Genomic DNA, 3193 nt, shown 5'->3' with positions numbered 1-3193 from the left:
CCACTCTTTCGCACCGCCGCGCAGGAAGCCCAGCGCACGCAGACCCTCGGCGAGATCGTCCTGATCCGGCCGGTGTCGTTCGTCCTGCTCACGGCGGCCGCCATCTGCATGGCGTTCGTCGTGATCCTGTTCTTCGTGTTCGGCAGCTACACGCGCCGCACCACCGTCGAAGGCGTGCTCACGCCCGACAGCGGCCTCGTGAAGCTCTACGCGAAGCAGCCCGGCGTCGTACTCAGCAAGCATGTCGTCGAAGGCCAGAGCGTGACGCGCGGCCAGGCGCTCTACACGATCTCGACCGACCTGCAGAGCGCCGTCGCCGGCGACACCCAGGCCGCCCTCATCGGCCAGGCGCAGCAGCGCAAGGCGTCGCTGCAGCAGGAAATGGCCAAGACGCGCCAGTTGCAGGGCGACGAACGCGATACCCTGCAGGCCAAGATCGCCAGTCTGCGCACCCAGCTTGCCGGCATCGACGATCAGCTCGCCGCTCAGCGCACCCGCACCTCGCTCGCCGCCGATGCGTCCGCGCGCTACGCGAGCCTGCTCGCGAAGGATTACATCTCGACGGACCAGGCCCAGCAGCGCGAAGCCGACCTGCTCGATCAGCGCTCCAAACTCAACAGCCTGCAGCGCGACCGCGCCAGCACCGCCCAGTTGCTGAAGGAAGCCTCCAACGATCTCGCCGGCCTGTCGCTCAAGCAGCAGAACCAGCTGTCGCAGATCGACCGCAGCGTGATCGACGTCGATCAGAGCCTGATCGAGAGCGAAGCGAAGCGCGAGCTGGTGATCGCCGCGCCGGAAACCGGCACCGCCACCGCCGTGATCGCGGAGCCGGGCCAGATGGCCGACACCACCCACCCGCTCGCCAGCATCGTGCCGACGAATGCGCATTGGCAGGCGTACCTGTTCGTGCCGAGCGCCGCGGTCGGTTTCATCCACGTCGGCGATCCGGTGCTGATCCGCTATCAGGCTTATCCGTACCAGAAGTTCGGCCAGTACGAGGCGAGCGTCGTGTCGATCGCCCGCACCGCGCTGTCGCCCTCGGAACTCGCCACCAGCGGCGGGCCCACCGGCAACGAAGGCACCTACTACCGGATCACCGTCGCGCTGAAATCCCAGCACGTGACCGCCTACGGCAAGCCGCAGCCGCTGCAGGCCGGCATGGCCCTGCAGGCGGACGTCCTGCAGGAACGCCGCCGCCTGTACGAATGGGTGCTCGAACCTCTTTACAGCCTCACCGGCAAACTCTGACGCGGCGCCTACTCATGTCCCTTCTGGATCGCCTTTCATTCGGCATCGGCAATAAGCTTCCGGTGACCCTGCAGACCGAAGCCGCGGAGTGCGGCCTCGCGTGCCTCGCGATGGTCGCGGGCTATCACGGACATCACATCGATCTGGCGTCGTTGCGCGGCCAGTTTCCGGTATCGCTGAAGGGCGTCGGCCTGGGCCGCGTGATCGAGGTCGCGCAGCGCCTCGATCTCGGCACCCGCGCGCTCAAGCTCGATCTCGACCATCTCTCCCAGTTGCGCGTGCCGTGCATCCTGCACTGGAATTTCAACCACTTCGTGGTGTTGCGCGAAGTGAACGGCAAGACCGTGACGATCCACGATCCGGCGCAGGGTGTCCGCAAACTCACCTTCGACGAGGTGTCGGACGCGTTCACCGGCGTCGCGCTGGAGCTGTGGCCCGCGAGCGGTTTCAAGCCGCGCGAGGCGTCGCCCACCGTCAAGCTGCGCGCGCTGCTCGGGCCGGTCACCGGGCTGTCGCGCTCGCTCGGGCAGATCCTGCTGCTCGCGATCGCGCTGGAGGTGTTCACGCTGGCGTCGCCGTTCTTCCTGCAATGGGTGATCGACGAAGTGATCGTCAGCGCCGACCGCGATCTGCTGACGGTGCTCGCGCTCGGTTTCGGGCTGCTGCTGCTGATGCAGCAGGCGACCAGCGCGATCCGCGCGTGGGCGCTGATGTACTTCGGCACGACGCTCAACGTGCAGTGGCGCGCCAACGTGTTCACGCATCTGCTGAGCCTGCCGGTGCAGTACTTCGAGCGCCGCCACCTGGGCGACGTCGTGTCGCGCTTCGGCGCGGTCGACACGATCCAGCAGACGCTCACGACCTCGTTCCTGAGCGCGGTGATCGACGGGCTGATGACGATCGTCACGCTCGCGATGATGTTCATCTACAGCTGGAAGCTGGGGTTGATCGCGCTCGGCACGATGCTGCTCTACGCGCTGCTGCGCGCGCTCTGGTACTTGCCGCTACGGCGGGCGACCGAAGAGCAGATCGTCCACACCGCCAAGCAGCAGAGCNCTGAGCGCGGTGATCGACGGGCTGATGACGATCGTCACGCTCGCGATGATGTTCATCTACAGCTGGAAGCTGGGGTTGATCGCGCTCGGCACGATGCTGCTCTACGCGCTGCTGCGCGCGCTCTGGTACTTGCCGCTACGGCGGGCGACCGAAGAGCAGATCGTCCACACCGCCAAGCAGCAGAGCCACTTCCTCGAAACGGTGCGCGGCGTGAAGACGATCAAGCTCTTCAACCGGCAGAACGAGCGGCGCTCGGGCTGGCTTACGCTGCTGGTCGAGCAGATCAACGNGTGAAGACGATCAAGCTCTTCAACCGGCAGAACGAGCGGCGCTCGGGCTGGCTCACGCTGCTGGTCGAGCAGATCAACGCGGGCCTGCACGTGCAGAAGCTGCAGCTGCTGTACCAGCAGCTGAACGGCTTGCTGTTCGGCCTCGAAGGGCTGGTGATCATCTGGCTGGGCGCGCGTCTCGTGATGGACGGCCAGTTCACGGTCGGCGTGCTGATGGCGTTCAATGCGTACAAGGGGCAGTTCGACAGCCGGGTGGGCAGCCTGATCGACAAGTTCTTCGAGGTCAAGATGCTGCAGCTGCAGGGCGAGCGTCTGGCCGACATCGTGTTCGCCAAGCCCGAACCCGACGCCAGCCTGCGGCAGGTGCCGGGCGAAAGCGACAACCTGGTCGCCAGCATCGAAACCGAGCAGCTCGCGTTCCGCTACGCCGACGGCGAGCCGCTCGTGCTGGACGGCGTATCGATGAAGATCGAGCCGGGCGAATCGGTCGCGATCGTCGGCCCGTCGGGCTGCGGCAAGACCACGCTGATCAACGTGCTGCTCGGGGTGCTCGCGCCGTCGGGCGGCACGATCCGCATCGGCGGCGTCGACGTCGAACG

The 3193-nt window shown here is 66.4% G+C and carries 1 protein-coding gene and 2 pseudogenes; all 3 read left to right on the top strand.

What is annotated here, in order from left to right:
- A partial coding sequence (locus RZR99_RS32440) for an HlyD family secretion protein (RefSeq protein ID WP_323123777.1) occupies positions 1–1248 on the top strand: 1248 nt, incomplete at its 5' end.
- Between the two features lie 14 nt (positions 1249–1262).
- Positions 1263–2357: pseudogene (locus tag RZR99_RS32435) on the top strand (peptidase domain-containing ABC transporter); the annotation flags it as partial.
- Positions 2358–2588: 231 nt separating this feature from the next.
- Positions 2589–3193 (top strand): annotated as a pseudogene (locus RZR99_RS32425) (ATP-binding cassette domain-containing protein); the annotation flags it as partial.

It is taken from the genome of Burkholderia alba (assembly GCF_034721475.1).
Taxonomy (GTDB): Bacteria; Pseudomonadota; Gammaproteobacteria; order Burkholderiales; family Burkholderiaceae; genus Burkholderia; species Burkholderia alba.
This window is presented reverse-complemented; position numbering and strand designations above follow the sequence as displayed.